This is a genomic window from Phyllobacterium sp. OV277, from assembly GCF_900104355.1.
GTDB lineage: Bacteria > Pseudomonadota > Alphaproteobacteria > Rhizobiales > Rhizobiaceae > Phyllobacterium.
On sequence record NZ_FNIY01000002.1, the window covers coordinates 82,370 to 107,440 of the forward strand.

The following is a 25,071-nucleotide window of genomic DNA, read 5'->3' on the forward strand; positions in this document are numbered from 1 at the left end:
AAACGCGCATCCCTTTGGATAGCAGCGTTATTCTTCCGTTTCGTTTTGACCAATCACGGGCAAGACAACGTGCAACTCGCCTATCCGAGTTGCCTGCAATCCTGCCCCATGACGTGTCGCATGAGTCAGTGTTCACCCTGTTCGGAATGAACGAAACCGGCGGAGCGAATGAACGCAACCGCCGGTCTAATCCGTTATTAACGGCGCAGGCCGAGCTTTTCGATCAGCGTCTGGTAACGACCCTGATCAACTTTCTTGAGATAATCAAGAAGGCTGCGGCGGGTCGAAACGAGCTTGAGCAGACCACGGCGGGAATGGTTATCCTTCTTGTGGTCCTTGAAATGTTCGGTCAGGTTAACAATGCGCTCTGTCAGGACAGCAACCTGGACTTCCGGAGAACCGGTGTCGCCTGTCTTTGTGCCATATTCAGTGATCAGTGCCTGCTTACGTTCAGCGGTAATCGACATCGTATATCCTTTCTTTTGAAGGGAAAACGGGATGCCCACGGCCGGGATGTCGTCCAGCGGGGGCCGGTTAAAGCGGAGGCAATGCCTATCGCTGCGGGCCGTATAGTCGAAAATGTGACAAATTACCAGCCGCAAATGATTCGAGGGCTTTTCAGCAGTCGAACGTGGGGCAAAACGGTCATATTCATTTTGCCATCTTACAATAGAATTGAATTCCGGCATGAGCGTGGCAGGCTGTCTTCGCCTCGATTCCGCCCATCCTCGTTTCCATAATGTTTCTCCTCGCCACCAATCCGGAGTGAAATCATGAATACCATTCATCAGGCTGCCGCCGTGGGTTTTGCTGCAAAGGCTGATAGTTATGTGCGCGGCAGGCCGGACTACCCGCCTGCACTCGATGCGTGGTTGCTTGATGAGCTTCATCTGACGGCGGGTAAGACCGTGGTTGATCTTGGAGCCGGAACCGGCAAATTCACCCTCCGACTCATCGCAACAGGCGCAACCGCCATTGCGGTCGAACCGGTGCCCGAAATGCTGCAGAAACTCTCAGAGAAACACCCTGATATCACAGCGATGGCTGGCACGGCGGAATCGATTCCCCTTGATGACGCGTCGGTTGATGCGGTTGTCTGTGCACAGGCGTTTCACTGGTTTGCGACGAAAGCGGCCCTCACTGAAATCCACCGCGTGCTCAAGCCAGGCGGTAGTCTGGGGCTGATCTGGAACACGCGGGACGAGCGGCTTCCCTGGGTGGCAAGACTTGCCGATATCTTCAAGCCCTATGAAGGTGACACACCGCGCCATGGCAGTGGCGACTGGAAAAAACCCTTTCCATTCAAAGGTTTCGGCGCTCTCAAGGAACAACACTTCCCCAATAGTCACATCGGGTCCCCGGAGGATGTCCTTGTCAATCGCGTGCTATCAACCAGCTTCATCGCGGCCTTGCCGCCGGAAAAACAGGAGCAAGTCGCAGCTGACGTGCGGGCGATCATAGCGAGCGAACCATCGCTTTCAGGCAGGACAGAAGTGACGCTGCCCTATGACACGGCAGCCTACAGTTGCGTCAAGGAATGATGTCAGCCAATAAGGATAGAGAGCAAGGAGGCTGCAAACGGCATGAATAACACACGCGCAATCCATCTCTTTTCCTATGGTACCCTGCAGCAGGAGGGTGTGCAGCTATCCTCGTTCGGTCGCCTTCTGAGCGGTGCACCGGATGCGATGCCGGGCTTCAAGCAATCGATGATCGAGATCACCAATCCTGATGTCATCCGTGCCAGCGGGAGCAATTTTCATCCCATAGTTGTGCCAAGTGATGATATCGGGGACGAGGTGGCTGGAACGGTTTTCCAGATAACCGCATCGGAGCTTGCTGCCGCCGATGCTTATGAAGTTTCCGACTATAAACGCATTGAGGTGCGGTTGAAGTCGGGGATTGATGCCTGGGTTTATGTGAAAGCTTAGGTTGGGTCTATATGTGGTTCTGCGGGGTTTCACCCCCCTCTGTCCTGTCGGACATCTCCCCCACAAGGGGGGAGATCACATTGACACAAACGCTTTCGCGCAAATTGCAATGCTGAAGATTGGTGGAAATAGTATTGCCAGCTGATCTCCCCCCCTTGTGGGGGAGATGTCCGACAGGACAGAGGGGGTGAAACTTGGCAACTCTATCCTGCAGGTACGTGGTACGTGGTTCGACAAGCTCACCATGAGGGAGAGGGGTGATGCAAGGGAGCCATATTCTGCAACCTTTGCGCTGCAATATTTGTGATGTGAAATTTTGGCGCTTAGCGTTGCATCCTCACTCTCCCTCATGGTGAGCTTGTCGAACCACGAACCACGCAAAAATGGTATCGCTGGCGTAACCGCAGCTAACGCTCAGGCGTTAAAAACGCGCTTTGGCTTGAACTGGCCCTGTTCGATGAAACCGATAGCCAGAAGCTTGCCCTTGCTGGTCACACAGGCTTCATCAGCCTCAACAGGCGCATCGCGGCCGCGCAGGATCACTGGATTACCCATGCGGATGCGGTGGGCCTGATCATCGGAAAGAGCAACCTGAGGCAGGCTTTCCAGCGCAGCGCCCGTATCGATCAGAAACGCGTCCATTACGGAAAAACGCGCTGCGATGCTTTCATAGGAATTATCCGCGCTTTCATCATCCTCGGCGGGAACCGGCGGATGGGCAGCTTCCAGCTCTGCCAGGGTGACGAAATCCTGCTCGTCGAAGGGTGCAACTTCAATGCGGCGCAGATCGGAAATATGGCCGTAGCAGCCAAGGTCGCGCCCCATATCGCGCGCCAGCGAGCGTACATAGGTGCCTTTGCCACACTCGACCTCGAAAATCGCGGTCGACGCATCAGGCTGCTCGATCAGGTCAAGCCGGTCGATTTCCACTTCGCGGGAAGGAATTTCGACTTCCTCACCGCCCCGCGCCAGATCATAGGCACGTTCACCTGCAATCTTGATGGCTGAGAATTTTGGCGGCGTTTGCTGAATAACACCCGTATATTTGGGCAGGATGGCCGTAATCGCCGCCTTATCGGGGCGAATATCGGAGGTGACGGTGATCTCGCCTTCCATGTCATCGGTGGTGCGTTCGGCACCCCAGGTGACGGTGAAACGATATATCTTGGTTCCGTCCATCACGTAAGGAACAGTCTTTGTCGCCTCACCCAGCGCAATTGGCAGCATGCCGGATGCAAGCGGATCAAGCGTACCCGCGTGACCGGCCTTTTCAGCCTTGAACAGCCATTTGATCTTGGAGACGGCTTCGGTCGAGCCCATGCCCTTCGGCTTGTCGAAAATCAGCCAGCCGGATACCGGACGGCCCTTTTTCTTGCGCTGCCGTGCCATCAGTTATTACCGTCGCCGCCATGTCCCGGCACATCGCCGGGGTTTGGATCACCGCCGTCATCGTCATCATGATCGTCATGATTGTCGAGATCGCGGGTCACTTCAGGCTTGCGCAGCAGCGCATCAATCTTGGCGTAATTGTCGAAGCTCGTATCAATACGGAAGCGAAACTCCGGCATATATTTCATCTGCTTGAGGAAAACGCCCGCCCGGCCGCGAATAAATTTCGCATGCTGGTTCAAGGCGGCAATCACCGCATCACCGTCCTTCGCGCCAATCGGCGAGACAAAGCAGGTGGCTATCTTCAAATCGTTGGACATGCGCACTTCAGAAATGGCGACGACGGCGTTTTCCAGTGTGTCGTCACGGACTTCACCGCGCTGGAGCACCTGAGAAACCGCATGGCGCACCTGTTCGCTGACGCGCAACTGGCGTTGAGAAGGGCCGGGTAGAGCAGAACGAGGCATAATAATCGTATCCCAACATACAGGAGATCGCCGGTTTTGGTCCGGCGATCCTGTTATCGATGATTTAAACGCCGCCCTTGTCAGGGCTGAGCATTAGAGTGTGCGGGTAATGTGTTCGACGCGGAACGCTTCGATTGTATCGCCTGCGCGAATATCGTCGTAGTTCTCGAACGCCATACCGCATTCCTGACCCGCAGGCACTTCGGAGACTTCGTCCTTGAAGCGCTTGAGCGTCTTGAGCTTGCCTTCGTGAATGACAACGTTGTCGCGGATAAGGCGCACGCCTGCACCACGTTCGACCTTGCCTTCCGTAACACGGCAACCAGCCACCTTGCCGACCTTGGTAATGTTGAAGACTTCGAGAATCTCCGCATTGCCGAGGAAGGTTTCGCGGCGTTCCGGCGACAGAAGACCGGACATGGCTGCCTTCACGTCATCCACCAGATCGTAGATGATGTTATAGTAGCGGATTTCGATGCCTTCACGTTCGGCCAGATCACGGGCCTGCTTGTTGGCACGCACGTTAAAGCCGATAATCGCAGCATTGGAAGCTTCAGCCAGAGCAATATCGCTCTCGGTGATACCGCCAGCACCCGAATGGATGATGCGTGCCCGAACTTCGTCAGTTCCAAGCTTGTCCAGCGCACCGGCGATGGCTTCGATTGAACCCTGCACGTCGCCCTTGATGAGCAGCGGGAATTCCTTGAGGCCGGTTACCTGCAACTGGCTCATCATCTGTTCGAGCGAACCGCGCGAGCCAGCCTGACGTGCCACAACCTTTTCACGGGCAAGGCGCGTACGGTATTCGGAAATCTCGCGGGCCTTGGCTTCGCTCTCAACAACAGCAAAACGATCACCAGCCTGCGGCGGTCCGCCGAGACCGAGAACCTCAACCGGCATTGCCGGTCCCGCATCCTTCAGGTTTTCGCCGCGATCATTGACGAGCGCGCGGACACGGCCCCATTCGCTACCGGCAACGATGATATCACCAGGCTTGAGTGTGCCCTTCTGAACCAGAACGGTTGCAACCGAACCACGGCCACGATCAAGCTTGGCTTCGATAACGACGCCCTCAGCTGTACGGGTCGGATCGGCCTTGAGGTCGAGAACTTCGGCCTGAAGCAGGATGGCTTCAAGCAGCTTGTCGAGACCAAGGCCTGTCTTGGCTGAAACTTCCACATCGAGCGTTTCACCGCCCATGGTTTCAACAAAAACTTCGTGCTGAAGCAGGCCGTTGCGGACCTTCTGCGCATCGGCGGATGGCTTGTCGATCTTGTTGATCGCCACGATGATCGGAACACCCGCTGCCTTGGCATGGTTGATCGATTCGATCGTCTGCGGCATCACGCTGTCATCGGCAGCAACAACAAGGATAGCAATATCCGTTGCCTGCGCACCGCGGGCACGCATGGCCGTAAAGGCGGCGTGACCCGGCGTATCGATGAACGTGATCTTGTGACCGTTCTGCTCAACCTGATAGGCACCGATGTGCTGGGTGATGCCACCGGCTTCACCCGATACAACGTTCGCCTTGCGGATAGCGTCGAGCAGCGAGGTCTTGCCGTGATCGACGTGACCCATGATGGTAACAACGGGCGGACGCGATACAAAGGAAGACTGGTCGTCCTGCACGTTGAAGATACCTTCTTCAACGTCGGATTCAGCAACGCGGCGAACCGTGTGGCCAAATTCCTCGGCAATCAGCTGCGCCATATCCGCATCGATCAGGTCGCCAGCCTTCATCATCTGGCCTTCCTTCATCAGGTACTTGATGACGTCGACCGAACGCTCGGCCATACGCTGGGCAAGTTCCTGAATGGTGATGGTCTCTGGCAGAATGACTTCACGTGCGATCTTCTCACGTGTTTCCTGCTGCATGCCGCGCTTGAATTTCTCCTGACGGCGACGCATGGCGGAAAGCGAACGGCTGCGGCCCTCATCATTGAGCGCAGAGCCCAAAGTAAGCTTGCCACGACGGCGTTCGTCTTCGCCCTTGACGACCTTGGGCGTGCGCACTTCCGGCTTGGCCGGAGCAGCACTGCTGTTGCCACGGCGCGCACCGGCAGGACTGCTGCCACGACGTTCTTCTTCTTCCTCACCACCGGCCTTGCGTACAGGACCCTTGGGAGCAGCCGTCTCTTCGGTGGCAGCTTTTGCTGTTTCCGGCTGGCGCTTGCGGGCTTCCTCTTCCGAGCGATGCTTGGCTTCAGCTTCCTTGCGCAGGCGCTCTTCTTCCTCAGCCTGACGGTGGGCGGATGCTTCACGCTCCTTGGCGCGCAGAGCATCTTCTTCCGCACGGCGCGTCGCTTCAACAGCGGCACGGGCCCGGTCCTCGGCATCACGAACCTTTGAACCTTCAAGTGCCTTGCGGCGGGCTTCAAGCTCGGCAGTCGACAATGTGTTCAAGACCATGCCTGAACGGTCGTTCGGGCGCGGACTTGCTGACCGGTAAGGCTGCTGTGCAGGACGCTGCGACTGCGACGGAGCAGCGGAACGCGCGCTCGCGGAAGCAGAAGCTGCTGGTGCACTTGGTGCAGGTGCCGCCGGACGCGGGGCTGGGGCTGGCGCGCTTGGTGCTGCTGTCTGAACAGGCGCAGGGGCTGGCGCAGGCTGGGGAGCCGGTGCTACAGGCCGCACAACCGGTGCCGCAGGCGCAGGCGCCGCGGATGCAGCGGGCGCCGGAGCCGGGGCAGCAGGAGGCGTTACCTCCGGCTTCTGATCCGGTAGGCTAAACTTGCGCTTCTTTGTTTCAACGACAACAGACTTCGTGCGGCCATGACTGAAATTCTGACGCACTGTACTCTGTTCAACGCCAGGCCGCTTCAAGGTCAGGGTCTTTTTATTGACGCCAAGCGTCTTGTCGTCTGTCGATTTTGTATCGCTCATTCCGTTTCCGTTTCCTTCGCGGCAGGTGCCGCTTTAGCGTCGGCCAGATCCGTACGGCCATCGCGAAAATGCTGTAGCAGCCGAGCTCGATTGATGAACCCGGCAGCTGCCTTCCCCTTGAGTACGGCAGCATGTATCACATTTACCCCGCCTAATGCCAAATCCATTTCATCGCTTTCAAACAATGAAAGGGCGGGAATTTCCGGTCCGCCGGCATAAACTACCGAACGGCGGGCCTGGTCAAGCTTGCGGACGCCATCTTCGGCGGCTTCTCGGGCATGAAGAACCAACGCTGCGGTGCCACTGCGGATAGCTGAGTCCACTTTTGCGGCCCCTGTTACCACAACACCGGCCTTGCGCGCCAACCCAAAACTGCCGAGCGCGAATTTTACCAGCATCTGCTCCACAACCAACCCGAAATCATCCGGGACAGTCACGTTGGTTTTCAATGCACGCGGGAAAAGCTTTCGCTTGACCGCTTCATCAATATAACGCCGCTCGGCCTTCACCCAGCACCCCCTGCCGGGAAGATTGCGCTTCAAATCAGCAACAACCGTCCCATCGGGGCTTGCCACGAACCGGATCATGTCATCGACAGAACCGCCTTCGCGCGTGACAATGCATGTCCTGTCGTTCATTTCCGGTTCCACGTACAAGGTCTTCTCGCTATCAGCCAGCGACCTCTTCGTCCGGCACTTCGTCAGTTTCAACAGCAACCAGATCGTCTTCGGTGATCCAGCCAGCCTTGAGGCGGGCGGTCAGAACCATCTGTTCGGCATCGGTACGGCTGACTTCAAAAGCCGAGAGAATGCCCGAATGGTTGATTGTCTCACCATCCTTGCGCTCACGCCAGCCGGTCAGTTCATCCACCGCATATCCGGCGAAGTCTTCGATCGTCTTGACGCCATCTTCACCGACAGCAACCAGAATGGCATTGGTCATACCTGGCAGGTCGCGCAATTCGTCCGTAACACCGAGTTCCTTGCGGCGGGCATCGCGCTCTTCTTCGATGCGACCGAGATATTCCTGCGCACGCTGCTGGATTTCGCTTGCCGTTTCCTCATCGAAACCATCGATGGAGGAGATTTCATCGCCATCTACATAGGCGATTTCCTCGACGCTGGCAAAACCTTCCGACGCAAGAACCTGACCGACCATCTCGTCAACATCAAGCGCTTCCATGAACAGGTTCGAACGCTCGACGAATTCCTTCTGGCGACGTTCGGATTCTTCCTGCTCGGTGAGAATATCGATATCCCAGCCTGTCAGCTGTGATGCAAGGCGAACGTTCTGACCACGACGACCGATTGCTAGTGATAGTTGGTCATCCGGGACCACAACTTCAATACGTTCCGCATCTTCATCGAGAACAACCTTGGAAACTTCCGCCGGCTGCAATGCATTAACGATGAACGAAGCTGGCTCTGGCGACCATGGAATGATGTCGATCTTTTCGCCCTGCAATTCGCCGACAACCGCCTGAACGCGCGAACCGCGCATACCAACGCAGGCACCAACAGGATCAATCGAGGAATCGCGGGAAATCACGGCGATCTTGGCGCGGGAACCCGGATCACGGGCAACAGACTTGATTTCGATGATGCCGTCGTAAATCTCAGGCACTTCCATGGTGAAAAGCTTTGCCATGAACTGCGGATGGGTGCGGCTCAGGAAAATCTGCGGACCACGCTGTTCACGGCGAACGTCATAGACATAGGCGCGAACGCGGTCACCGTAACGGAATGTTTCGCGGGGGATCAGCTCGTCACGACGAACAATCGCTTCGCCGCGGCCAAGATCGACGATCACATTGCCGTATTCAACACGCTTGACGCTACCGTTGATGATTTCACCAACACGGTCCTTGTATTCGTCATACTGACGATCACGTTCGGCTTCGCGCACTTTCTGCACGATAACCTGCTTGGCAGACTGGGCAGCGATACGGCCAAAATCCATCGGCGGCAGCTGATCGGCGAGGAAATCACCCGGCTGCGCATCTGGATTACGGTCGCGGGCAGCATCCATGCTGATCTGCGTAACCGGATCTTCGACATTGTCGACGACTTCAAGCAAACGTTGCAGCTTGATTTCACCCGTCTTGGCGTTGATATCGGCGCGGATGTTGGTTTCCTGACCGTAACGCGAACGTGCGGCCTTCTGGATGGCGTCGGCCATTGCCGCAAGAACGATCTCGCGGTCAATCGACTTCTCGCGGGCCACCGCATCGGCGATCTGCAGAAGTTCTAGCCTGTTTGCACTGACTGCCATGTCTTTCTCCTTGAAATTCCCCTTGGGGTTCATCGCACCGCTTCTCCCGCGGCGTATGAAGATCAATCCTGTTTAGTCTGTTCCTGCTCAGCAGATTCCGGCTGCTCTGCTTCATCAGCAGCGCCCTCCTCCGGAATCCTGCCTTCGCGCAAATCCTTGTCGCGGCGCAAAGCATCGCGAATGAGATCATCCGTCAGTATGAGGCGTGCATCCGAGATCAACTCGAAAGGCACTTCGATTACCGGCTCATCACCATAGCTCGCCTGATCGCTCTCTATCGTGACAGCGCCTTCGGTAACCGCAGCAATGCGGCCACGGAATTTCTTCCGACCGCTCAAAACAGCCGATGTGTCGACCTTGACGATATGACCGGACCAGGTGTTGAAATCCGACTTGCGCACCAATGGGCGATCGATACCGGGCGATGACACTTCCAGATGATAATGGCGGTCGATGGGGTCTTCCACATCAAGCACCGGCGACATGGTGCGGCTGACCAGTTCGCAATCTTCAACGGTCATCGTGCCATCGAAGCGCTCTGCCATGATTTGCAAAGTCAGGCCGTTCAGGCCTGATAGACGAACACGCACGAGGCGAAAACCGATGGATTCGAGAACCGGTTCGATAATACCGGCAACACGGGCATCAACACCCGTCTCGGTTATAATACGCTCTTCATGCACGGTTGTTTCAACCGCTTCGTGTTCTGTTTTGGTGCCGTCTGTCACGCAGAATTTTCCCTGTTTCGGCCCCAAGAAACAAAAAAGAGCGGGACCTGTGTGGACCCACCCCTGTTCTATCGACCAAGAATATGAGTTCTATATATCGAAATGACGGGGTAGTTTCAAGCTCCGTGTCGAATTTCTACACATCAGCCACAGTTCGATGATTTTCAAACCGGAAGACTACCAATCTGTCTAACGTGTTGCGCTGAGAAACGCAGCAGAAGCCCAAGGCAGTCAAAAGCGGTCCGGACAGGTAGATTGAGGCTTTTATGAGGGGCCAAAACGCCCGATTCTGGCCATCGCAATGCATTTTCGCATGGCTGCCCTGCGCCTGGGGGACTAACCATTGGAGGTTAACTCACCTATTTATGCTGCATCGCAATATAACTGCGAAAGGAATGAGCCATGACCACGAGACATATGCCTAACAAGATCAGCCGCTTTCTCAATGTATTCGGCAGTGCCGTCGCTGTTGCTTCTGCAACACGTATCGGTCACCAGCCAGTTGCATCCGACCTGCGCAATCTTGGCATTGACCCTGTTCAGTTCAGCGCTATCCACCGGAACTAAAGCATCGCGCCGTCAATAAGGCGCAAGCTCTCATATCCGGTGGACCGAGGCTGATCGCTGATCGCTGATCAGTCTTCGTTTGCGGCAAGCTGCGACAGTACCTTGCCTTTGCCCCGTGCCCGCAAGATCAACGGCACAACCACAGCACAGACAGCCAGAACCAGCAGTATGATCGCGATGGGCGAACCCACCAGAACGGTGACGTCGCCCTGACTGATCGCCAGCGCGCGGCGCAATTGCTGCTCGGCCATGGGTCCAAGGATCAGGCCGACAACGACCGGGGCGATCGGATAACCGAAGCGCCGCAGGATATATCCCAGAATACCGAACACCAGCAACATACCGAGTTCGAATGTCGAGGGATTGGCGCCGATAGTGCCAAGCGTTGCGAACACCAGAATGCCCGCATAAAGCCAGTGCCTCGGGATCGAAAGCAAGCGAACCCAAAGACCGATCAGCGGCAGGTTTAGCACCAGCAGCATGAAATTGGCGACCAGCAGGCTGGCAATCAGGCCCCAGACGATTTGCGGATTTGTCGCAAACAATAGCGGTCCCGGCTGCAAACCGAATTGCTGGAAACCCGCCAGCATGATCGCGGCAGTGGCCGTCGTTGGCAGGCCTAGTGTCAGAAGAGGAACCAGCGTTCCGGCAGCCGATGCATTGTTGGCAGCCTCTGGACCAGCCACGCCTTCAATCGCGCCATGACCGAACTCCTCCGGCTTTTTCGCCAGCTGCTTTTCCACCGAGTAAGACAGGAATGTGCCAATTTCCGCACCACCGGCAGGCATGGCACCAATCGGGAAGCCGATAAGCGTGCCGCGCAGCCATGGTTTCCATGAACGTGACCAGTCTTCCCGGTTCATCCAGACAGAACCCTTGACCGGCTCGATCTTTTCATCGCCGCCACCACGCGCAGCCGCCACACTCAGCGTTTCACCGATAGCAAAAAGCGCAACGGCAAGCGTCGTCACTTCCACCCCATCAAGCAAATCCGGAATGCCGAAGGCCAATCGTGCCTGACCGGTCTGAAGGTCGATGCCAATCAATCCGAGGGCCAGGCCGAGGAACAATGCTGTCAGACCGCGCAGTGTGGAATCGCCAAAGGCCGCCGAGACGGTCATGAAGGCGAGAATCATCAATGCAAAATATTCGGCTGGTCCAAAGGACAGGGCAAATTTGACGATCGTTGGTGCGATCAGTGCAAGGCCCAGCGTCGCAATCAGTCCGGCAACGAAAGAGCCAATGGCAGCCGTTGCCAGTGCAGGCCCTCCCCGCCCCGCGCGGGCCATCTTGTTGCCTTCGAGCGCGGTGACGATGGATGCGCTTTCTCCCGGTGTATTCAAAAGAATGGACGTGGTGGAGCCGCCATACATGCCGCCATAATAAATACCGGCAAACATGATGAGCGAACCCGCAGGATCAAGCTTGTAGGTTACAGGCAAAAGCAGCGCGACAGTCAGCGCTGGCCCGATACCGGGCAAGACGCCAACGGCTGTGCCCAGTGTCACACCGACCAACGCATAAAACAGATTCATTGGCTCCAGAGCGACGAGAAAGCCGTGGGCCAAGAGTGTGAATGTATCCATGGCTATGATGCCCTTTAAATGAGGTGCTCAAGTGGACCGGCCGGAAGCGACAATTGCAGCCCCTTGGCAAAAATCACCCATACGACAAAGGAAAGGACGATGCCGATTGGAACTGTCATCCAGAGCGGCCCCTTACCGAACCCACGCGCGGTCGCTGCAAACAGGAGGCCCGTTGCAATGGAAAAGCCGACGGTGTTCAGAAGCAGCATCTGGGCGGCAAGTCCGCCAACAATCCAGAAAACCGGACCGAATTCCTGTTCCTCGCGCACGGGAAAATCTCCACGACGGGCTTCAAAACCGGTCCATATGGCCAATACAAACAAGCAGGCGGCAATGGCATAAGGGAAAGCGCCGGGGCCAATGCGTGTCGAGCTTCCGCCATGGGCGGTCGCCGTGCTGTAGACAATGACAGCCGCGATGATGGCCAGAACGGCTGCAATGACCAGCGCCGCCCGATCAGGGCGGCGCGTTTCGGAGGTGGTTGGCTTGTCTGTCATTTTACAAGGCCGATGTCTTTCAGGATCGCTGACGTTGCTTCCGTGTCCTTGGCGAGCTGCGCTTTGAATGCATCACCGGCAAGATAGGTATTGGCCCAGCCCTTGGCAGCAAGCTGATCCTGCCATGTCTTCGACTTCACCATTTTTTCAACGTCAGCGCCGATAGCAGCTTCCTGTTCCTTGGATATGCCGGGGGCAGCCGCAACCATGCGCCAATTCTGGATGGCGACATCAACGCCGCCTTCCTTGAAGGTTGGCGCATCAATGCCAGCAACCCTTGCATCGCTGGAAATGCCGATAATGCGCAGTGTGCCAGCCTTGATCTGCGATTCAAACTCGCCGTAACCGGAAATACCGACTGTCACCTGATTGCCGAGAATGGCAGCCAGTGCTTCTCCGCCACCCGAGAAGGCAATGTAATTGACCTTGGTGGGATCAACACCTGCCGCCTTGGCAATCAAGCCAGCCGTAATGTGATCCGTACCACCAGCGGAGCCACCGCCCCAGGAAACGGAACCGGGATCAGACTTCAGCTTCTCAACAAGATCAGCGATATTTTTGATCGGGGATGCTGCCGGAACAACCAGCGCTTCGAATTCACCGGTAAGGCGGGCAATCGGAGTGACCTGTGTCAGATTAACAGGTGAGTCGTTGGTGAGGATAGCGCCGACCATCACATAACCGCCGACGATCAGCTGTGCCGGATCACCCTTTGCCGAATTGGCAAACTGAGCAAGACCGATGGTGCCGCCAGCACCCGGAACATTGACCACCTGAATGCTTTTGGAGATCTTCTCATCCTGCAATACGGTCTGGATCGTACGCGCTGTCTGATCCCAGCCACCACCAGGGGCCGCAGGTGCCATGATCTTATAGTCTGCAGCGAAAGCCGCACCTGACACGATCAGTGCCCCGGTCGCGACGAAAGCAAGCAACATTTTACGCATTGTAGAAATCCTCCCGTGACAGCATTCCGCCATCTGTTTTTGCTGGTCCTTTGAAGAAGCCGGGAGTTGGCAACAGTCAAAGTCATGAATTGACGGCGAGCGTCGAACTCAAGCACAACAATATAACTACGGACAGCCTCCCAGCGGTCTCCTCATCTTCAAATTGATATGAGAAAACTGTCTGGAAGCTGTCATAGGCAATGAAGAGCAGGCAAATATTGCCCGAAACACCAAAATCAGCGGCGCAAAAAGGTTAGATAAGCGCCAATGCGGCCTTCGCGATGCGCCTTCTGTTCATAGCGCGTGCCGGGCCAGGCTTCGTAGGGCATATGCCAATCAGCAGAGGTTTCGGCCTGCCAGTCAAATTCGCTATGAATGCGGCAATGCTGCAGTGTCCAGTTCACATAGGTGTCGATATCGGACGCAAAGCGGAATGGACTGCCCGGCTTCAATACGCGGGCAAAACGATCAAGATTTTTCTGGCTGACGAAACGCCGCTTCCAGTGCTTCTTTTTCGGCCAGGGATCTGGATAGAAGAGATCAATGCCATCAAGCGATGCTTCCGGCAACCAATCCAAAACCTGAGTCGCATCGTCATCGTAAAGACGGATATTCTGCAAAGGGTTCTCATGCAGATCGACGACGAGCTTCGCCATGCTGTTGACGAAAGGTTCGACGCCTATGAAACCAGACTTGGGAAAGCGTGCGGCCTCATGCAGCAAATGCTCACCGCCACCAAAGCCAATTTCCAGCCTGACCTTGTCGACCTCCGCAGTAAACAAACTGCGAAGGTCGCTTGGTGCAGGTTCCGACAGATCCAGTTTGAGCAACGGTAGCAATTCATCGCGAATGGACCGCTGCAAGGGCCGCAGCGTCTTGCCATTGCGTCTGCCAAAAAAGGCTTCCGTCGAACGCTCGCGTCTGGGCTCTTCTGTCTCTGTCATCATTACAATCAATCGTACGGGCGGCTTACGCTGCCAATGCGCTCTTCAGTTGCTTGGCCAGATCAGTCTTTTCCCAGGAGAAGGAACCATCACGGCCCGGCTTGCGGCCGAAATGGCCATAGGCTGAGGTCTTGGCATAGATCGGCTTGTTCAGATCAAGATGCTTGCGAATGCCTGTCGGCGAAAGGTCCATGACCTTGCGCAGGGCGCCTTCGATTGCATCTTCACTCACCTTGCCAGTGCCATGCAGATCCACATAAACAGAAAGCGGCTGGGCAACGCCAATGGCATAGGACAGCTGGATCGTGCAGCGATCGGCAAAGCCGGCAGCCACAACATTCTTGGCAAGATAGCGCGCTGCATAGGCCGCAGAGCGGTCAACCTTCGTTGTATCCTTGCCGGAGAAAGCGCCACCACCATGGGGAGCGGCACCGCCGTAAGTGTCAACAATGATCTTGCGGCCCGTCAGACCGGCATCGCCATCGGGTCCGCCGATGACAAACTTGCCAGTTGGGTTGATGTACCAGACGCAGTTATCCGCAATCTTGAGATCACCCAGCGCTTCGCGGATATAGGGTTCCACAACCTGGCGGACCTTCTTGGAATCCCAGCTTGCATCAAGATGCTGGGTCGAAAGGACGATCTGTGTGGCTTCTGCGGCAACGCCGTCGACATAACGAACCGTAACCTGGCTCTTGGCGTCGGGGCCAAGCCGTCCGGCATCGCCCTCGCCCCTGTGACGAGCCTCGGCAAGCAGCTCGAGAATCTTGTGGGAGTAATAGATTGGCGCTGGCATCAAGTCAGGGGTTTCGCGGCAGGCATAACCGAACATAATGCCCTGATCGCCTGCACCTTCTTCGCCCTGCCGGTCGGCGGCATTGTCGACACCCTGTGCGATATCGGCCGATTGAGGATGCAAAAGCACGTCAATCTTGGCAGTTTTCCAGCTGAAACCTTCCTGCTCGTAACCGATATCACGGATCGCACGACGCGCCGCCGCACGGAAACGGGCTGGATTGATGACCGGATGACCCTTGGCGTCATGGACAACCGCGCCGCTCTTGTCCTTCTTGAGAAGCGTATCGGGAACACGCACCTCACCGGCGATAACGACTCGGTTGGTCGTCGCCAAGGTTTCGCAAGCGATGCGCACAGTCCACGGATCAACGCCCGTCTTCTTTGCTTCCTTGTAGATCATATCGACGATTTCATCGGAAATCCGGTCACAAACCTTATCTGGATGACCTTCCGATACGGACTCACTGGTAAAAAGGTAGGAACTGCGTGTCACGGGGAACCCCTCTTGAAACAAATATGCGCTCTATCCGCAGGGAACGAGCATGCGTAGTGTTTGCCAAGCTCGAAGGATTCAGTCAATTGCTTTCATTTTCAAACAAACAGCATTGGAAGATTTTTTTACTACAATCCGGAAAGAAAGCTCAGTTTGCACAGAATTTTTGCTATTCTGAATCTTCCTCATGGCTCAAAGTCCGGACGAGGTCGAGGATTTTGCGCCTTATCTTGGGGTCACCAATCTTTGCAAAGGCACGCGCAAGCTGGATACCCTCCGAGCTGTTGAGGAAGCCAACCACATAGGTGTTGTCACCTTCCTCTTCGAAACCCTGCGGTTTATCCGGCTGCTCGGGCATATCGTCAAAGAAGAATGTGACCGGCACATTGAGAACGTTACCGATCGCTTGCAGACGACTGGCGCCGACACGGTTGACGCCCTTCTCGTATTTCTGAATTTGCTGAAAAGTAATTCCCAGACTGTCGCCAAGTTTTTCCTGGCTTAGACCAACCATGTTGCGGCGCAAACGGATGCGCGCGCCCACATGGACGTCAACTGGGTTCGGTCGCTTTTTATTATCGGGCATGAAAATCTCATTCGTATGAAATGGGGCTGAAAACTAATTTTATCATCAATGTATCAACAGACCAAATATACAGGTATTCGACAGGGCAACGACATAAAAGTCAACCAAGACGCCTTCTGTCACGGTAAAAATACGCCAGTACCGCAGCAAAAAACACGCTGAGTACAATCAGAAATTGAAACCTGCGTAAGGCTTCACTTAATGGTAGCTGAACCTTACCCGGTAGCGCCGCGTCAATAACGCCAACGGCATCCAGTGCCAAAGCGTCAATGATTCGACCATAAGGATCGACAACTGCCGACAACCCATTGTTGGCTGCGCGAACCAGTGGCAAGCCCTGCTCGACAGCACGCAACTGCGCCTGACGAAAATGCTGGTATGGCCCCGGCGTATCACCGTACCATGCATCATTGGTCACATTGATGATCGCATCTGCGGGGGCTCCCTGATAACCGAGTTCAGCGGGAAAAATTGCCTCGTAACAGATCAATGGCAGGGCAACGAAACGATCATTCACCTTCAGCGATTGCCGCGACGCTCCTGATGTAAAGCCACCGGGCATTTCCACAACCTCACTGACGCCCAGACTGCGCAGAATACCTTCAAGCGGCAGATATTCGCCAAAAGGAACGAGGTGCACCTTGTCCGCCGCGCCGACAATCTCGCCCGCGCCGTTGATGGAATATATCGTATTATAATAAAGCGGCTGTTGATTGCCGCCCGGCTCTTCCATGCGAATAGCGCCTGCGAGCAGCATCTGTCCATCATCAAGCGTGTCGGCAATAGCCTGCAGAGCATCCGGCGTCTTGGTCAGAATATAGGGAACAGCGGTCTCCGGCCAGACGATAATATCCGGTTTGGCGACCCCCGCTTTTGGCGGTTGGGCGCTCATACCAAGATATTTGTCAAAAATATCGCGGCGAGCACCTGCATCGAATTTGAGGTCCTGCGCGATGGACGGCTGGACAATACGCACGTTCGGACCCTTGGCCACAAGGCTCGCCGTCTGCAGTCTGTAGAATCCATAACCGGCATGCGCACAGACCAGAACCAACGCCAGAATCACGCCCGTCCTGATATCCCGGCGACCCGCCAATAGAGCGGGCATGGAGAATACCAGCACAGCCAGCGCATTCATTGCCAGCAGCCCGACAATGACCGACGACTGCATGAGCACTGGAACGGGCATTGCTGCATAGCCAATGGCATTCCATGGAAAGCCGGTCAGAACAAAGGAGCGCAGCCATTCTGCAACGCCAAAAGCGAATGCCAGTGACAGGATACGCCCAAGCCCTTCACTCCAGAAGAACCGGGCCAATGCAGCCGCAAAAGCGTAGAAAATGGCAAGAACCGCAGGCAATCCAAGGATCGCCAATGGAATAGCCCAGGCGAAATTGGCGGCATCGACGAGCAAGGCATTGCCAATCCACCAGAGCCCGAAAACAAAATAACCGAAGCCGAACCACCAGCCGATCATGGCCGCTGGCAACAGCCTGCGAATGGGACCTGCCCCCGCATTATCAACGGCACCATCGATCAGCCAGACAAGAACAGGAAAGGAAACGAAGCAAACGGCAAAAAAATCATAGGGTGGCAGTGCGAAACTCGCCAGAGCGCCCATGAGAAAGGCCAGCGCAATACGCTTCCATCCCCATAGAAGGATGATTTTACCGGCCAGACGCTGGATCATGCCAAGCCCCACCCTTTCTGATTTTTCTTCAGTCTTAGTCGGTGAGACTTGCGCCAATCATTCGTCCATTTCGGCAGGTTCATCCGCCGCGCCTTGCCGCGGGGTGCGCGGACGGCGCTCGGCATGGCGCAGTGGTACGATGCGAACCTTGCGGATACGGCGCGGATCGGCTTCCAGCACATGGAACTCATAGCCGGGAACCGCCTGCACCATTTCGCCGCGCACGGGAATGCGCCCAAGGATCGAGAAGATCAAACCGCCGACCGTATCCACATCCTCGCCATGTTCGCCAACCACGAAGCCCGAGCCGATTTTTGCGGCGATCTCTTCAAGATCGGCACGCGCGTCGGCAATGAAGATACCTTCCGGCTCTTCCATGATCATCACTTCATCGTCGTCATGCTCGTCTTCAATATTGCCGACGACCATTTCCACAATATCTTCCAGTGATACCAAACCATCGGTACCGCCATATTCATCGATGACAAGCGCAATCTGGATGCGCTGCGCCTGCATGCGGCCCATCAGATCATTGGCCAGCATCGAAGGCGGCACAAACAGAATCGGGCGCATCAGGCTGAGTTCGGCAATCGTCTTGGTCAGTTCGACGTTGCCCAGATCAAACTTGGCAGCAGCGGGCGCTTTCGGTGCCTTGGCCGACGTACGCCGCTGGGTCTTCACCCGCGAAATCTTGGTGATGTGATTGACCACATCCCGGATGTGGACCATGCCACGCGGATCATCCAGGGTTTCAGCAAAGACAGGCATACGCGAATGGCCGGATTTTTCGAAAACCTCAAGCAGATCGCCAAGGGTTGTGGTGATATCAACCGCTTCGATATCGGCACGCGGAATCATCACATCCTCCACGCGCAATTCGCGCAGGCGCAGGATGTTGTGCAGCATGGCACGCTCTTCCGGCGAGAATGCCGTATCGCCATGATCGGTGCCAGCCAGCGCCGCATCGATATCCTCTCGCAAGGATGTACCCGGGCGAGCGCGCAGGAATGGAAAAATTGCGGTGAGAAGCGAGCGCTTTTCAGTGGCGGGCGCTCTGGTGCTACTTTGCCCCTCGGCGTCACTCTCCTGCCCGGTTATGCCCTTTGCGGGTGCGGCAGGATCGTTCTGGTGCGACGTGTCAGACATGGTCCTCAATCGGATTGATCGTCAGAGACCGATAGCGCATATGGGTCGGGAATGGCAAGATGCGCAAGAATTTTACGCTCCAGTCCCTCCATCTCTTCCGCTTCGCTCTCAACAATATGATCATAACCGAGCAGGTGCAGAAATCCATGCACGATCAGGTGGGTCAGATGGTGGTCAAACGGCTTCTGCTCGTCAATCGCTTCGCGCTCAACCGTTTCCCGCGCAATAACGATATCGCCAAGCATCGGCCCCGGCTTTTGACCCGGCTTGATGGGGAAGGCCGGAAATGACAGGACATTGGTCGGCTTGTCCTTTTCGCGCCAGTCATTGTTAAGCGCGCGGATTGCCGCATCATCGGTGAATACGAGGCTGAGTTCGCTTTCAGGCTGCGAGCCCCCGTCGAGAATCTGCCACGCAGCAGCAATGGCCCGTTCTGCAAACGTGCGCAGTTCCAACTCATCGGCCCAGCCGTCTGTCTCAACCAGAATATCGATATCGATCAAAACTAAGTCCTCGTCGGCGAATGACCGGATACACCTTCACGAAATTCTGCCGTCACTTCTATCTCATCAACGATCGCCTCATTAAAGCGGGGCAAATCTTCCGCCGGTATCCAATATTCAAGATGCGCCTTACCGCCTGCTTCTTGAATAGCATACTGATTGAGATAGTCCTTCCTGACGTGGAAACGGGTTACAAAACCCGCGCCACTCGCCGGAACATTCCAATCACGCGCGATTTTGACTGCATAGTCTTCAGACAGCACGGGATAAAAGATCGGTTGATCTGGCAATCTTGGCGGAAAAGCACGCATTCCCGCTTGCCTGATCAATTCAAGCTCCAGCGGCCCAACGGGCCGCCACAGCAGTACAGTTTCTATAGTGCCGCTCATTAAGGCTTGGCACCTTCCTTATCATAGGCCCGGACGATTGCCGCTACGAGCGGATGACGGACAACGTCCACATCCGAGAACCGAACGGTGACAATGCCGCTGACGCCTTCGAGAATTCTCAGCGCCTCGACAAGACCGGATTTTTGGCCGGGTGGCAGATCGACCTGGCTCGGATCGCCTGTGATGATCATGCGGCCGTTTTCACCCAGCCGGGTCAGGAACATTTTCATCTGCATCGCTGTCGTATTCTGCGCTTCATCAAGAATGATGGCAGAGTGTCCCAGCGTACGTCCGCGCATGAACGCGAGCGGTGCAATTTCGATCACACCGGCAGCAATTGCCCGTTCCACCTTATCGGCAGGCATCATGTCGTAAAGTGCGTCATAAAGCGGCCGCAGATAGGGATCGACCTTTTCCTTCATATCGCCGGGCAGGAAGCCCAGACGCTCACCCGCTTCGACAGCTGGACGGGAAAGAATAATCCGGTCCACCAGACCGCGCTCGAGAAGCATGGCCGCATGGGCAACCGCGAGATAGGTCTTGCCGGTACCGGCAGGTCCAACACCGAACACCATTTCGGAGCGGTCGAGCGCCCGCATATAGGCATCCTGCGTCGGCGTGCGGGCAAAAATGGTTTTCTTGCGAGTCGATATCTGGGCAGCAGCCATCTTGCTCTTGTTTTCCATGGTGGGAAGCGTCAACTGATCGTCAGCGGCAATAGCCATGCGCAAGGCACCATCCACATCGGAGGCTGAGATGTCATGGCCTTTCTGCAGCTGTTCATAAAGCTGGTCGAGAGTCCTGCGGGCCTGTTCCGTCGCACCGGGTTCGCCGCGAATGGCAAGCTGGTTGCCCTTGGATCGGACATCCACACCCAGTTTCTGTTCAATGCGGGCAAGGTTCTCGTCGAACTGACCGAACAGGGCACTTGCCAGCCGGTTATTATCAAATGTCAGTACGATATGCGCCAGATCCGAGGCTCCTGATGGAGCGGGTTTCAGCTTTTCGGTGGCGGTCAATCGGCTCTCCTTACCAAAAGGTGTTCAGTCCTTATATAGTCCCATCGCCCGTAGTTTCCATCTCACGAACCCCAACCAGACTGTTGGTTCCTGTGCTGATGATTCGTACCCTGATTATGTCGCCGATTTCGCCGCCATGTACATCGATAATTACAGGTTGTAACCAAGGAGATCGTCCAACCATCTGTCCCGGCTGCCGCCCAGCCTTTTCAATCAGCACATCCATGGTCTTGCCGACGAGACTGCGCTGGAAGGCGTATTGCTGTTCGGACAGCAATGCCTGCAAGCGCTGCAGCCTTTCATCCTTCACTACTTCAGGAACGTGATCATCCATATCGGCACCCGGCGTGCCGGGGCGCGGCGAATATTTGAAGGAATAGGCGGCGGCATAGGTGACATCGCGCACGATTTGAAGCGTCGCCTCAAAATCCTCTTCCGTTTCACCGGGGAAGCCGACAATGAAATCACCTGACAGGGCAATATCAGAACGCGCATCGCGAATCCGATCAATAAGCCTGACATAATCCGCAGCTGTATGTTTGCGGTTCATCGCCTTGAGGATGCGATCTGAGCCTGATTGCACCGGCAGATGCAGATAGGGCATCAGCATAGGCAGGTCGCGATGGGCGTGGATCAGCGTATCGTCCATATCGCGCGGGTGGCTGGTCACGTAGCGCAAACGCGCAATGCCGGGGATTTCTGCGAGCCGGTAAAGCAATTCGCCCAAACCCCATTCGCGTCCATCGGGACCCTCGCCGTGCCATGCATTGACGTTCTGGCCGAGCAGGGTCAGTTCACGCACACCGGCATCCGCAAGCTTTTCGGCTTCCTTCAATATCTGCGCAACAGGGCGCGAGACTTCCGAACCACGGGTATAGGGCACGACGCAGAAGGTGCAGAACTTGTCGCACCCTTCCTGAACAGTCAGAAAAGCGGTCACACCACGGCTTCTGGTCTGTTCCTTGCGCGGCGCAGGCAGATGCTCGAACTTGTCTTCAATGGCATATTCGGTTTCAACAACCCGTTCGCCCTGACGCACGCGGGCAAGCGCCTGCGGCAGCCGATGATAAGTTTGCGGTCCAACCACCAGATCAACCACCGGTGCCCGGCGCGTGATCTCGTCACCCTCAGCCTGTGCCACGCAGCCCGCCACGCCGACAGTCAGTTCGCGGCCTTCTTTGGCGCGGGCGTCCTTCATCTTGCGCAAACGGCCCAGCGCTGAATAGAGCTTTTCGGAAGCTTTTTCGCGGATGTGGCAGGTGTTGATCAGCACCAGATCGGCGTCATCAGCCGTATCGGTGGGTGTATAGCCCTCGGCGGCCAGACTGTCCGTCATGCGCTGGCTGTCATAGACATTCATCTGGCAGCCATAGGTCTTCACATAGACCTTGCGCGTATTGGCAAGGGCCGGTGAAATTGCTGCGGGTCCGGATGTCTCGTCCGGTTTATGAGAGATGCTGATATCGTCCATGCGAGGCTTCTAAAGCTTTTTATCGTCTTTGAGAATAGCAGAGTCAGGGAGAATGGCCGTCTCGGGGTTTTCCACGCGAGGCGTAACCAGATCGCGTCCGAGCAGTGATGACAACATCATCGCCCTCACCCGCTCCTCCATCAACCGTGCCAGGGTCTTGCGATTGGTCTTGGCATCGATGGTTATCGGTTCGCCAAACCAGACATCAACGTCAATCGCACCATCCTTCAAAAGCCCGATCAGGCTTGGTCCCAAAGGCACATCACCCGGCCACGAAATCAACGGGCGATGAAACCGTCCCATGGGCACGCCATGCACCCGCGTATAGGCAATGGCCACGGGTTGCACTGTGACTGTTTCAACGCTTGTTTCGCGAATAGCCACCTGTGCAGCGCCAAAGAGCGAGGTTTTGAAAGGCAATACACGATTGCCGTCAGACGTTGTACCTTCGGCGAACAGCACCATGACATCACCGGCGGCAAGGCGCGTGGCAATCTCGCTCGCCTGATCATGGGTCTTGCCGCGTTTTTCACGCTCAACGAAGACAGAGCGTTGCAGCTTGGAAAGCATCCCGAACAACGGCCAGCTCGCAACTTCAATCTTGGCAATAAAAGACAATTCCTTGAGCGAACCCAGAATCACAATATCGGACCATGAGGCGTGATTGGCCGCCAGCAGCAATGGTCGCTCCGTTGCCATGTCACCATGCATGTGAATACGGAAGCCAAGCAATCTGGAGACAATACGATGGTAGAAAATGGGAAAGCTTTTGCGCAAACCCAAACCGGCCTTCAGGAAAAAATACTGCAAGGGTATCGAGATCGCAGTGATCAGGACGAATGCCGTTGCCGTTACGATGAAACGGGCCCATGCCATCATATCAGCGGACCTGCTTTAAATCGCGGCGCATTGTCAGGGCAGCTGAGCGCCCATCAGCGGTCTCATAATAGCCCGGACGCTTGCCGACCTGTTTAAAGCCAAGGCGACGATAGAGCGCCAGCGCCGGAATGTTCGTCTCATCGACCTCAAGAAACAACATGTCTGCACGGGCATTGTGCAAATGGCGCAAGGTAGCATCCATCAAAGCGCGGCCAAGGCCGCGGCGTTGTGATGATGGTGCGACGGCAATAGTCAGTATTTCGGCCTCATCAATCACAAGCCGAGCCAGCACAAAACCGCCCGGTGGTGCGGATCGGTTGCCCTCTTCCCGCGCGATGAATCCGAAGACATTTTCCTGCACGATCAGCGCATGGAATTCTTCATCGCTCCATGGCTTGCTGAAGGTCAGCATGTGCAGCTTTGCCAAATGGGTCGCATCGCCGCTCATCAATCGCTCGATGACAAAAGGGCGGTTTCGCAGATTGCCCAGGGGAAAACCCATCATTCCGCGACCTTCCTTTTCAACACGAAGCCCTGTTGGGGCTTAACATCAAGCCCGCGCAGATAAAGCGGTTTGGGCGCTTCGCCATTGATCTCGCTCAACGCGCCAAGGCGGGCAAAGGCTCCAATCGTTCCTGTCGATGTTGTCACAGCCACGTCCAGCTTCTGCTCAAGACCGGCGTTGACAAGCGCCGCACCCGAACCGGATAGTACCACATCATTCTGGCGTTCCGACAATGCGGTAAAAACCTCTGGCAGGGTCGTCACACCGGGCACCGAGCCAATCGAGCCATCTGACGCAAAGAATTGCGCATAAATCTCGTCCCGCCGCGCATCAATGATGGACAGCACAGGGCGTCCGGCAAATGTCTGCCGGGCATCATAAGCCAGCGCTTCAAGTGTGCTGATACCCACCACCGGACATTTCAGCGCGAGGCCGAACCCACGCGCCGTCGATACCCCGACACGCACACCTGTGAACGAGCCCGGACCAACGCTTACGGCAACTTTGCCGATTTCGCCGATTGATATGGCGGCTTCATTCAATGCCTGTTCGATAAATGCCATCAGATGTTCGGCATGCCCCTTGCCAATATCCTCACTGATTGCGGCGAGCATAGTCCCGGTTTCAACATCGAGAACAGCGACGGAGCAAAGAGTCGAAGCAGTATCAAGGGCAAGCAGTTTCATGACCAATCGCGTAAACAAGAATCAGCCAGCAAACAAGGTGTGTTCGCTTGACGATGCAAATTCTCGTTCATGGTGTCGTGATTAGTGAAAATCAGCTTGGAGCTGTAGACGAGTTGCAGCCGCAGCCAATCTTTTGTCTCTTGTCCATAACCGTGTGCCGGGCGTCAGCCGTGTTGCAGCCAGCAAGTGCACATCCACATAGCCGATACCAAGACCAAAGATTGTTTCAGCGTCAATGAAATATAAGATCTCTTTGTCATCGGCCACCTGTACTTTCGGCAAATCCTGAAGGCTGTTCAAAATGAGTTCACGCTGCCGCAAACTCCCCAAAGCTAGTTCCCCCACGATAAACGGATGGATTAATATTTGCCCAGTGTTGAGATGTCGTACCAACTCCGCATCGCCGTAACGCAGATGATCTATCCATACTGAAGTGTCGGCGAGGATCATTCTTGAACGTCCGGCATAACTTGACGCCGGGGTATAGTGTTCAAATCAGGTTCACTCCCACCCAGAAGTGCCAATCTACGGGCACTCTCACTGTTGATCAAAGCCTTGAGGGCCGCACGCATAAGTGCGGATTTTTCCCGCAAGCCCGTGTATTCCTGTGCCTTGGCAACCAAATCATCATCGAGAGCAAGTGTGGTACGCATCTTCATATTCCTTGATAGGCACGATTTTAGCATCAAATGA

Annotated in this window: 27 protein-coding genes; 3 read left to right on the forward strand and 24 right to left on the reverse strand. The window is 55.7% G+C overall.

Going from position 1 to position 25,071, the window contains the following annotated elements; all coding sequences use genetic code 11:
* Nucleotides 1-197: 197 nt before the first annotated feature.
* A complete protein-coding gene (rpsO, locus tag BLU05_RS06315) occupies nt 198-467 on the reverse strand; it encodes a 30S ribosomal protein S15 (protein WP_175540537.1) in 270 nt (89 codons plus the stop codon).
* 306 nt (nt 468-773) lie between these two features.
* On the opposite strand from rpsO, the gene BLU05_RS06320 reads away from it, so the two are divergent.
* Complete coding sequence (locus BLU05_RS06320) at nt 774-1,541, forward strand: class I SAM-dependent methyltransferase (RefSeq protein WP_091878653.1); 768 nt, start codon at nt 774-776, stop codon at nt 1,539-1,541.
* A gap of 42 nt (nt 1,542-1,583) precedes the next feature.
* A complete protein-coding gene (locus tag BLU05_RS06325; protein WP_091878655.1) occupies nt 1,584-1,931 on the forward strand; it encodes a gamma-glutamylcyclotransferase family protein in 348 nt (115 codons plus the stop codon).
* Between the two features lie 414 nt (nt 1,932-2,345).
* Here BLU05_RS06325 and truB read toward each other — a convergent pair whose 3' ends face one another.
* From truB to rimP, 6 genes are all read right to left on the reverse strand, one after another.
* A complete protein-coding gene (truB, locus tag BLU05_RS06330; RefSeq protein ID WP_091878656.1) occupies nt 2,346-3,320 on the reverse strand; it encodes a tRNA pseudouridine(55) synthase TruB in 975 nt (324 codons plus the stop codon).
* The gene (gene rbfA / locus BLU05_RS06335) at nt 3,320-3,787 is read right to left on the reverse strand and encodes a 30S ribosome-binding factor RbfA (RefSeq protein WP_091878658.1); all 468 of its coding nucleotides are present in this window, start codon (nt 3,785-3,787) and stop codon (nt 3,320-3,322) included. Before rbfA ends, truB begins: the two co-directional genes overlap by 1 nt.
* Before the next feature lie 93 nt (nt 3,788-3,880).
* Nucleotides 3,881-6,673 carry a translation initiation factor IF-2 gene (infB, locus tag BLU05_RS06340; protein WP_091878659.1) on the reverse strand — a complete coding sequence of 931 codons (2,793 nt, stop codon included), beginning with the start codon at nt 6,671-6,673 and terminating at the stop codon, nt 3,881-3,883.
* Entirely contained in the window at nt 6,670-7,329 is a 660-nt protein-coding gene (locus BLU05_RS06345; RefSeq protein WP_280139031.1) for an RNA-binding protein, read from the reverse strand. Before BLU05_RS06345 ends, infB begins: the two co-directional genes overlap by 4 nt.
* A 13-nt stretch (nt 7,330-7,342) precedes the next feature.
* A complete protein-coding gene (nusA, locus tag BLU05_RS06350) occupies nt 7,343-8,944 on the reverse strand; it encodes a transcription termination factor NusA (protein ID WP_091880107.1) in 1,602 nt (533 codons plus the stop codon).
* A gap of 62 nt (nt 8,945-9,006) precedes the next feature.
* A complete protein-coding gene (gene rimP / locus BLU05_RS06355) occupies nt 9,007-9,672 on the reverse strand; it encodes a ribosome maturation factor RimP (protein ID WP_091878661.1) in 666 nt (221 codons plus the stop codon).
* Between the two features lie 402 nt (nt 9,673-10,074).
* On the opposite strand from rimP, the gene BLU05_RS26130 reads away from it, so the two are divergent.
* A complete protein-coding gene (locus tag BLU05_RS26130; RefSeq protein ID WP_175540538.1) occupies nt 10,075-10,239 on the forward strand; it encodes a hypothetical protein in 165 nt (54 codons plus the stop codon).
* 68 nt (nt 10,240-10,307) lie between these two features.
* Here BLU05_RS26130 and BLU05_RS06360 read toward each other — a convergent pair whose 3' ends face one another.
* From BLU05_RS06360 to BLU05_RS06440, 17 genes are all read right to left on the reverse strand, one after another.
* Nucleotides 10,308-11,825, reverse strand: a complete 1,518-nt coding sequence (locus BLU05_RS06360; RefSeq protein ID WP_091878662.1) for a tripartite tricarboxylate transporter permease — start codon at nt 11,823-11,825, stop codon at nt 10,308-10,310.
* Between the two features lie 14 nt (nt 11,826-11,839).
* A complete protein-coding gene (locus tag BLU05_RS06365; RefSeq protein ID WP_091878664.1) occupies nt 11,840-12,322 on the reverse strand; it encodes a tripartite tricarboxylate transporter TctB family protein in 483 nt (160 codons plus the stop codon).
* Nucleotides 12,319-13,260, reverse strand: a complete 942-nt coding sequence (locus BLU05_RS06370) for a Bug family tripartite tricarboxylate transporter substrate binding protein (RefSeq protein WP_244518284.1) — start codon at nt 13,258-13,260, stop codon at nt 12,319-12,321. The genes BLU05_RS06365 and BLU05_RS06370 overlap by 4 nt, the downstream gene beginning before the upstream one ends.
* Before the next feature lie 245 nt (nt 13,261-13,505).
* A complete protein-coding gene (locus BLU05_RS06375) occupies nt 13,506-14,213 on the reverse strand; it encodes a tRNA (guanine(46)-N(7))-methyltransferase TrmB (protein ID WP_091880108.1) in 708 nt (235 codons plus the stop codon).
* A gap of 25 nt (nt 14,214-14,238) precedes the next feature.
* Complete coding sequence (gene metK / locus BLU05_RS06380; protein WP_091878667.1) at nt 14,239-15,504, reverse strand: methionine adenosyltransferase; 1,266 nt, start codon at nt 15,502-15,504, stop codon at nt 14,239-14,241.
* A 169-nt stretch (nt 15,505-15,673) separates the two neighbouring features.
* Complete coding sequence (locus BLU05_RS06385) at nt 15,674-16,090, reverse strand: helix-turn-helix domain-containing protein (RefSeq protein WP_091878669.1); 417 nt, start codon at nt 16,088-16,090, stop codon at nt 15,674-15,676.
* A gap of 100 nt (nt 16,091-16,190) precedes the next feature.
* Nucleotides 16,191-17,780 carry an apolipoprotein N-acyltransferase gene (gene lnt / locus BLU05_RS06390; protein WP_091878670.1) on the reverse strand — a complete coding sequence of 530 codons (1,590 nt, stop codon included), beginning with the start codon at nt 17,778-17,780 and terminating at the stop codon, nt 16,191-16,193.
* 57 nt (nt 17,781-17,837) lie between these two features.
* The gene (locus BLU05_RS06395; protein WP_091878672.1) at nt 17,838-18,926 is read right to left on the reverse strand and encodes a hemolysin family protein; all 1,089 of its coding nucleotides are present in this window, start codon (nt 18,924-18,926) and stop codon (nt 17,838-17,840) included.
* A gap of 5 nt (nt 18,927-18,931) precedes the next feature.
* Entirely contained in the window at nt 18,932-19,429 is a 498-nt protein-coding gene (ybeY, locus tag BLU05_RS06400; RefSeq protein WP_091878674.1) for an rRNA maturation RNase YbeY, read from the reverse strand.
* A 2-nt stretch (nt 19,430-19,431) separates the two neighbouring features.
* Nucleotides 19,432-19,818 carry an ADP-ribosylation/crystallin J1 gene (locus tag BLU05_RS06405; protein ID WP_091878675.1) on the reverse strand — a complete coding sequence of 129 codons (387 nt, stop codon included), beginning with the start codon at nt 19,816-19,818 and terminating at the stop codon, nt 19,432-19,434.
* Nucleotides 19,818-20,837, reverse strand: coding sequence for a PhoH family protein (locus tag BLU05_RS06410; RefSeq protein ID WP_244518220.1), 1,020 nt, complete (start codon nt 20,835-20,837; stop codon nt 19,818-19,820). The genes BLU05_RS06405 and BLU05_RS06410 overlap by 1 nt, the downstream gene beginning before the upstream one ends.
* Nucleotides 20,838-20,868: 31 nt before the next feature.
* Complete coding sequence (gene miaB, locus BLU05_RS06415) at nt 20,869-22,308, reverse strand: tRNA (N6-isopentenyl adenosine(37)-C2)-methylthiotransferase MiaB (protein ID WP_091878677.1); 1,440 nt, start codon at nt 22,306-22,308, stop codon at nt 20,869-20,871.
* Nucleotides 22,309-22,317: 9 nt separating this feature from the next.
* Complete coding sequence (locus tag BLU05_RS06420; protein WP_244518287.1) at nt 22,318-23,184, reverse strand: lyso-ornithine lipid O-acyltransferase; 867 nt, start codon at nt 23,182-23,184, stop codon at nt 22,318-22,320.
* Between the two features lie 4 nt (nt 23,185-23,188).
* Nucleotides 23,189-23,692 (reverse strand): ribosomal protein S18-alanine N-acetyltransferase, encoded by a 504-nt coding sequence (rimI, locus tag BLU05_RS06425; RefSeq protein WP_091878680.1) that lies wholly within the window; start codon nt 23,690-23,692, stop codon nt 23,189-23,191.
* Nucleotides 23,689-24,378, reverse strand: a complete 690-nt coding sequence (gene tsaB, locus BLU05_RS06430; RefSeq protein ID WP_091878682.1) for a tRNA (adenosine(37)-N6)-threonylcarbamoyltransferase complex dimerization subunit type 1 TsaB — start codon at nt 24,376-24,378, stop codon at nt 23,689-23,691. The genes rimI and tsaB overlap by 4 nt, the downstream gene beginning before the upstream one ends.
* An 81-nt stretch (nt 24,379-24,459) precedes the next feature.
* A complete protein-coding gene (locus BLU05_RS06435; RefSeq protein WP_091878683.1) occupies nt 24,460-24,828 on the reverse strand; it encodes a type II toxin-antitoxin system VapC family toxin in 369 nt (122 codons plus the stop codon).
* Complete coding sequence (locus BLU05_RS06440; RefSeq protein WP_091878685.1) at nt 24,825-25,031, reverse strand: type II toxin-antitoxin system VapB family antitoxin; 207 nt, start codon at nt 25,029-25,031, stop codon at nt 24,825-24,827. Before BLU05_RS06440 ends, BLU05_RS06435 begins: the two co-directional genes overlap by 4 nt.
* Between the last annotated feature and the right edge of the window lie 40 nt (nt 25,032-25,071).